The sequence below is a fragment of the Streptomyces milbemycinicus genome, assembly GCF_002154605.1.
Lineage (GTDB): Bacteria > Actinomycetota > Actinomycetes > Streptomycetales > Streptomycetaceae > Streptomyces > Streptomyces milbemycinicus.
In genome coordinates, this window is sequence record NZ_MUNE01000824.1 from 1 (window position 1) to 4,993 (window position 4,993).

Annotated in this window: 6 protein-coding genes; 2 read left to right on the forward strand and 4 right to left on the reverse strand. The window is 69.9% G+C overall.

The window, feature by feature from the left end:
• On the reverse strand, window positions 1-1,732 hold a 1,732-nt coding region (locus CCN51_RS47055; protein ID WP_086860986.1), incomplete at its 3' end, for a glycoside hydrolase family 44 protein.
• 342 nt (window positions 1,733-2,074) lie between these two features.
• Between CCN51_RS47055 and CCN51_RS47060 the strand changes: the two genes are divergently transcribed.
• Window positions 2,075-2,677, forward strand: a complete 603-nt coding sequence (locus tag CCN51_RS47060; protein WP_014181765.1) for a GOLPH3/VPS74 family protein — start codon at window positions 2,075-2,077, stop codon at window positions 2,675-2,677.
• A 42-nt stretch (window positions 2,678-2,719) separates the two neighbouring features.
• On the opposite strand, the gene CCN51_RS56185 is transcribed toward CCN51_RS47060, so the two are convergent.
• Window positions 2,720-2,896, reverse strand: a complete 177-nt coding sequence (locus CCN51_RS56185; RefSeq protein WP_170061377.1) for a hypothetical protein — start codon at window positions 2,894-2,896, stop codon at window positions 2,720-2,722.
• Between the two features lie 74 nt (window positions 2,897-2,970).
• On the opposite strand from CCN51_RS56185, the gene CCN51_RS47070 reads away from it, so the two are divergent.
• Window positions 2,971-3,534 (forward strand): CGNR zinc finger domain-containing protein, encoded by a 564-nt coding sequence (locus CCN51_RS47070; RefSeq protein ID WP_014181767.1) that lies wholly within the window; start codon window positions 2,971-2,973, stop codon window positions 3,532-3,534.
• Between the two features lie 64 nt (window positions 3,535-3,598).
• Here CCN51_RS47070 and CCN51_RS47075 read toward each other — a convergent pair whose 3' ends face one another.
• Entirely contained in the window at window positions 3,599-4,018 is a 420-nt protein-coding gene (locus CCN51_RS47075; RefSeq protein WP_014181768.1) for a tautomerase family protein, read from the reverse strand.
• A 91-nt stretch (window positions 4,019-4,109) separates the two neighbouring features.
• Window positions 4,110-4,993 (reverse strand): Ig domain-containing protein (locus CCN51_RS47080; RefSeq protein WP_211303320.1); only part of this gene is annotated, 884 nt, incomplete at its 5' end.

The window sequence follows — 4,993 nt, forward strand, 5'->3', positions numbered from 1 at the left end:
CGGTCGGGGTGCCGGGGGCGGTGGGCGGCTTCGCCTCGGAGGAGCCGGCGGGCAGGACGTACTCGGTGATGGAGTATGCGGGGAAGGTGGTGGTGAACCCGCCGTCGGTCACCGGCTGATCGGCCAGGTGTTTGATCGAGGTGACGTCGTCCTGCCCGTAGCGGTAGACCTGCGCCGAGCCCGCGAGCCCGGTGCGGCCGGTCACGGACACCGGGGCGGTCAGATCGCCGGTGGTCTTGTTGACGACGATCACGGTCAGCGCGTGGTCGCTGTCGCGCTCGGCCGCGTAGACCGAAAGCTTCTCCTGGTCGGCGCTGGCCGACTGGACCGCGGTGTCGCCGAACGCGCCGCCGTTGCCGTCGTAGTTGCGGAACATACGGAAGGCGTAGGCGCCGGGGTCGGTGGACTTGGGCGGTGACCACAAGGTGGCCAGGTCAAGGTCCTCCCGGCCGAAGATGCCCAGCACATCGGCCTGCGCGAGGGCGCCGTCGATGTGGTCCAGCGCGCCCCAGTTGTACTCGGTGATGGCGAGCTTGGTGCCCGGGTAGTTCTCGTTGACCAGGGAGCGCATACGCGGGATGTACTGGACGGGCTGGTTGATCCAGCTCTCGTCAACGTACGTGGGGTCCCACAGCTGTCGCGTGGAACGCAGCCGCAGCTCCTGGGTGGCGGGGTCGTCATTGCCGCTGGACACCCCGGACTGCTGCGGGTAGATGTGGTTGTCGAAGTAGTCCAGGATGCGGCGGCCGTGGCTCTGCTCGTAGGCCTTCATCTGCTGGAGGTACCAGGGGGCGAACTGCTGCCCGCCGTGGGCCGCCCGGTCCGGGGGGTTGGACCAGCAGTCGCCGCCCTTTTCGTTGCAGGTCTTCTGGTCGAGGCCGGAGTAGATGAGGGAGTTCAGGCCCCAGCCGACCGGGCCGAGGGTCTGCGCACCGGGGTCGGCTTCCTTGATCGCGGCGGCGGTGGCGTAGGTGCTGTCGCGTATCTCGTCATAGCCCGCCCCGGCCGGGTGGACATCCCGGTGGGTGGTGAACCACAGGTCGGGCTCGTTGTCGAGGTTGTAGAAGCGCACCCCGCCGGCGTCCGCGGACCCGTAGGCGCGGTTCAGATACTCCACCCAGCCCTTGGTGAACTCCGGGCCGGCGGCGACGCTGGTGTCGGCGGGGTCGTTGCCGGTGACGTTGGTGTCGTCGCTCTTCACGCCGTTGCCGCAGTCCGGGCGCCACTGGGCGTCGCTGCCCTTCTGGGGCCCGTACTTGGCGATGCTGAAGCCGCAGGCGGCGTTGCGCGCCGCCGTCGTCGAGCCGACCATCGGCACGGTCAGTATGGTGTCGGTGCCCGTACGGCGGTTCTGGTCGACGAACTTGTCGGCTTCCGAGCCGTCCGGCAGCTGGGCGGTGCCGTTCTCGTAGTACAGGTTCTCGAAGTACCAGTCGGAGCCCGCGTTGTAGGCGTCGAGCTTGTAGTTGTAGCGGGTGGTGGCGTTTCCGCCCCACCGCCGTACCGGCAGTCGTAACTCCTTGGCCAGCGCCTCCTCGGCGAAGTTGATTCCGTAGATATGCGGGTCGATCGCGTGGCGCCCAGTGGTGGCGTCGACCCTGAGGGCGGGGCCGTCCGCGGCGGCGGAGGGCCGAGTGCCTCTGTCGGATAAGTCGCTGGCCTGGACGGGATCGGCCAGACCGGCACCGGCCACCAGCAGCGCCGCGGCCACCAGCGCGGCTCTTCGAGTCATGCGCATGGTCTCCTTCCATGCGGCCATGCGACACGGCTCAGCCACGCTCGCCCCGCACGGCGGGACACGGGCGCACGGGCCATGGCACCGAGGGGGCAGTGCCGTACGGCCTGACGACGGGGGGAATGGTGTGCGGGAGCGCATGGGAGCGCTCCCAAGAGCCTTCACATGGTCAGCGAGGTCCGGGGCGCTGTCAAGGGGCTCGAGCGGCAGAGCACCCCTGACCGGGGCGCGCTACAGTCGGCCACGTACGGGAAATTCCTTGAACTCCTTCGCCGGAACCGTCCCGGCCCGGCTGCTCAGCGACGTATCGCCATCGATGCCTCTGACGTGGAGCCACTTATGACCACACCACGGGACCTGTTGATCGTCGCCATGGACACGGTGCCCGACCGTCCGGTGGAGCGCGGAGATCTGTCGCTCGCGCTCGCGGGGGCCGAGATGATCGACCTCATCGGCGCGCATGCGCTCAGCCTGGACGGCGATGTCATCGTGCCGGGCCCGCAGCCGGCGATGGCCGATCGCCTGTTGGAAGAGGCCGCGTCGTCGCTGGATCGAGAGGCGCCGTACGAGGCGGTCGGCGACTGGCTGTGGCGCAGAGGCCGCGGTCTGTCCGCGGCCTACGCGGCCGAGCTGGAGCAGGAGGGGGAGATCACCCGCCGCCACCGCTGGACACCCTTCCGGACCAGTCGGCCGGTGCTGGCCGACTCGCCCGCGCACCGCGAAGCGGCGGACCGCTGGACATCGGACGAGCCCGTCCTCGCCGCGCTCGCGGCGGCCGTCGGGATCCGCGGCGAGCCGCCCGAGGACTCTCCGGCCGTGGCCGACGAGGCGGTGGTGACGGTGCTCGCCGCGGTGAATGACGCGGTCATGGAGCTGGAGGCCGTACGGCAGCGGCGGGCCATCGAGGAAGCGGCCTTCGACAACATCTGGCGAGGCGATTAGCGGGGCGCGCGATCGGCGAGGCCAACCGGGGTGCGAGGCCGCTCACAGACAGTTGCGTGTGAGCCATTCGTCGGCGTTGTAGGTGTCCTTCGCCGGGTCCGGTGCGATGGCGGGCTGTTCCTCGACGGTGTCCTCCAGGCGGATGCGCTGGGGCAGGGTGCCGAATCGAGCACGTCGTGCGGCCTCGGCGTTATCGCGTATCTGCTCGGGCTGTGCCATGTCGTCGCCTTCCATCACCGCTCTGGTGGGTGACGAGCCTTGCAGGAGTCACGGTCACCCGTCAAGATGGTGACGTGAATCTGGATCACGTATTTCTCTGCGGCAACCCTGCTCTCGACCTCGCCGCGACGCTCCGCGCCCGCCGTTCCGTGAGGTTCGAGATGTTCGTGTCGCCGGACCGGCTGGACGCCTGGTATCTGGAGTCGGGAATCGTCGACGCGGTCTCCGCAAGTCAGGAGGCCGATGTCGAGCAGGCGATCGCCGTACGGGAGGCCATCTACGGGCTGATCAAAGCCCGCGTCGCCGGGGACGCGTACGACGGCGAGGTGCTGGCCCTGGTGAACGGCATGGCCCGCAAGCCTCCCGCCACGCCCCAGCTCACCGCGTCGGGCCGGTGGACCGAGGCGACGCCGGAGGAGGTGCTGGCCACCGTGGCGCGGTACGCCGTCGAGCTTCTCGGCGGGCCGGATGTGCCGCTGCTCAAGGAGTGCGGCAACCCCGAATGCACCCGCGTCTACATCGACCGGTCGCGCGGTATGCGACGCCAGTGGTGCGGCATGGACTCCTGCGGCAACAAGGTCAAGGCGGCGGCCTATCGAGCCCGTAAGAAGCAGGCGCGGGTGGCCGAGGTCGGCTGACGCCGCACGGCCGGCGCCATCTGTCACGTGTCACGTGGATGGCGCCGACCGGGTGAGCGCCGTGTCAGCTCGCCTCCGCGCCCGGGCCGGTCGCGTCGGGGGCCTCGGCGTACTGCGCCACCCCGTGGCCGAACGACCAGTCGATCGACTCGTTCTCGGTCAGCACGATGAACACGTTCCGCGGCTCGGTCCCCGCGTACGCGTGGGCCAGCTCGGCGATCCGCCGGTACAGCGCCCGTTTCTGGGCGGGTGTCCGCCCGGAGCGCATCGTGATCGCGATGTACACGATGCCGTCGTCGCGCCGTATACCGAGGTAGTTGTCGTAGCGCAGGGTGCTGCCGACGCCGTCGTGGCCGGTCAGGACCTGGAACCGGTCGTCGGGCGGGAAGCCGATGGTCTCCACCATGGCGTCGTGTACGGCGCGGCCGAGCGCGTCGAGCCGGTCGCGGTCGGCCCCCAGTGCGTCGATGCGGACAAAAGGCATGCCGGCGGTTCTCCTCTCAGGGCTTGTCGCCTCGGAGCTTGTCGCTTCGGAGTCTGTCGTTGGCCACGCTCGTACATACTAGTAGGTACAGTCAACCTCGAGCGATGCTCACCTGCTCGAACCGGGTGGTGCTGTGGACCAGGGGATCACGGGAGCAGACCACCAGCCCCACGTAGTAGGGCGCGTCACCGAAGGCGGGGATCGCTCCCTCGGCGAGCGAGGTCCAGGTGGCACCGTCATCGCCGGACACGGCGGCGGCGAAGGCGGTCCCGGTGCGCCTCAGCCGCAGCAGACAGGGGAGTTGGACACCGCCACTGCTCGTGCCGGAGAAGCCGGAGAAGGCAGAGGCACCGGCCACGGTGGTGCGCAGCATCAGCTGCGCGGTGGCCCCGCCCGTGACGATCGCCCCGGCCGCCTGGTCGAACGGCGACAGGGACTTGGCCATGAGCAGCCCCACCCGGTCCGAGGCGGCGGCGCCCGCGCGGGAGACGAGCCGGGCGGTGATCTCGCAGTCGCCGGTGACGGGCTGCCGCACGAACTGCCCTGTCATTCCCTGGCCGTTGACGTTGAGATCGACCCCGGCACCGCGGACCACAAAGGTCCCGTCGTCGTACGCGGTGCTGCCGGGCGTACGGATCGCCACCACGCCGAAGGTCCCGAACGCGCGGTCGTCGAGGACCGTGTCGCCGAGATCGCCGTACGACCAGGGCTCGGGCGGAGGCGTGCCCACCGTGAGCGTGAGCGTGCCCGTCGCGGTCCCGGCCGCGTTGCCCGCGGTGGTGGTGACGCGGAACTCGCCTGTTTCGGTGGGTGTTCCGGAGATGAGCCCGGTGCGCCGGTCGACGCTCAGCCCCTTGGGCAGACCGTCGGCGAGGAACCGTACGGGCTCGTGCGAGGCCCGGAGCAGATGGCGGAAGGGGACACTTCGGTTCGCGAACGCGGTGGCGGGGGAGGCGAGTTGTGGCGTGGTGGGGG

Coding starts and splice junctions, on each gene's coding strand:
- CCN51_RS47060 (WP_014181765.1), top strand. CDS start 2,075: ATGACCACACCACGGGACCTGTTGATCGTCGCCATGGACACGGTGCCC.
- CCN51_RS56185 (WP_170061377.1), bottom strand. CDS start 2,896: ATGGCACAGCCCGAGCAGATACGCGATAACGCCGAGGCCGCACGACGT.
- CCN51_RS47075 (WP_014181768.1), bottom strand. CDS start 4,018: ATGCCTTTTGTCCGCATCGACGCACTGGGGGCCGACCGCGACCGGCTC.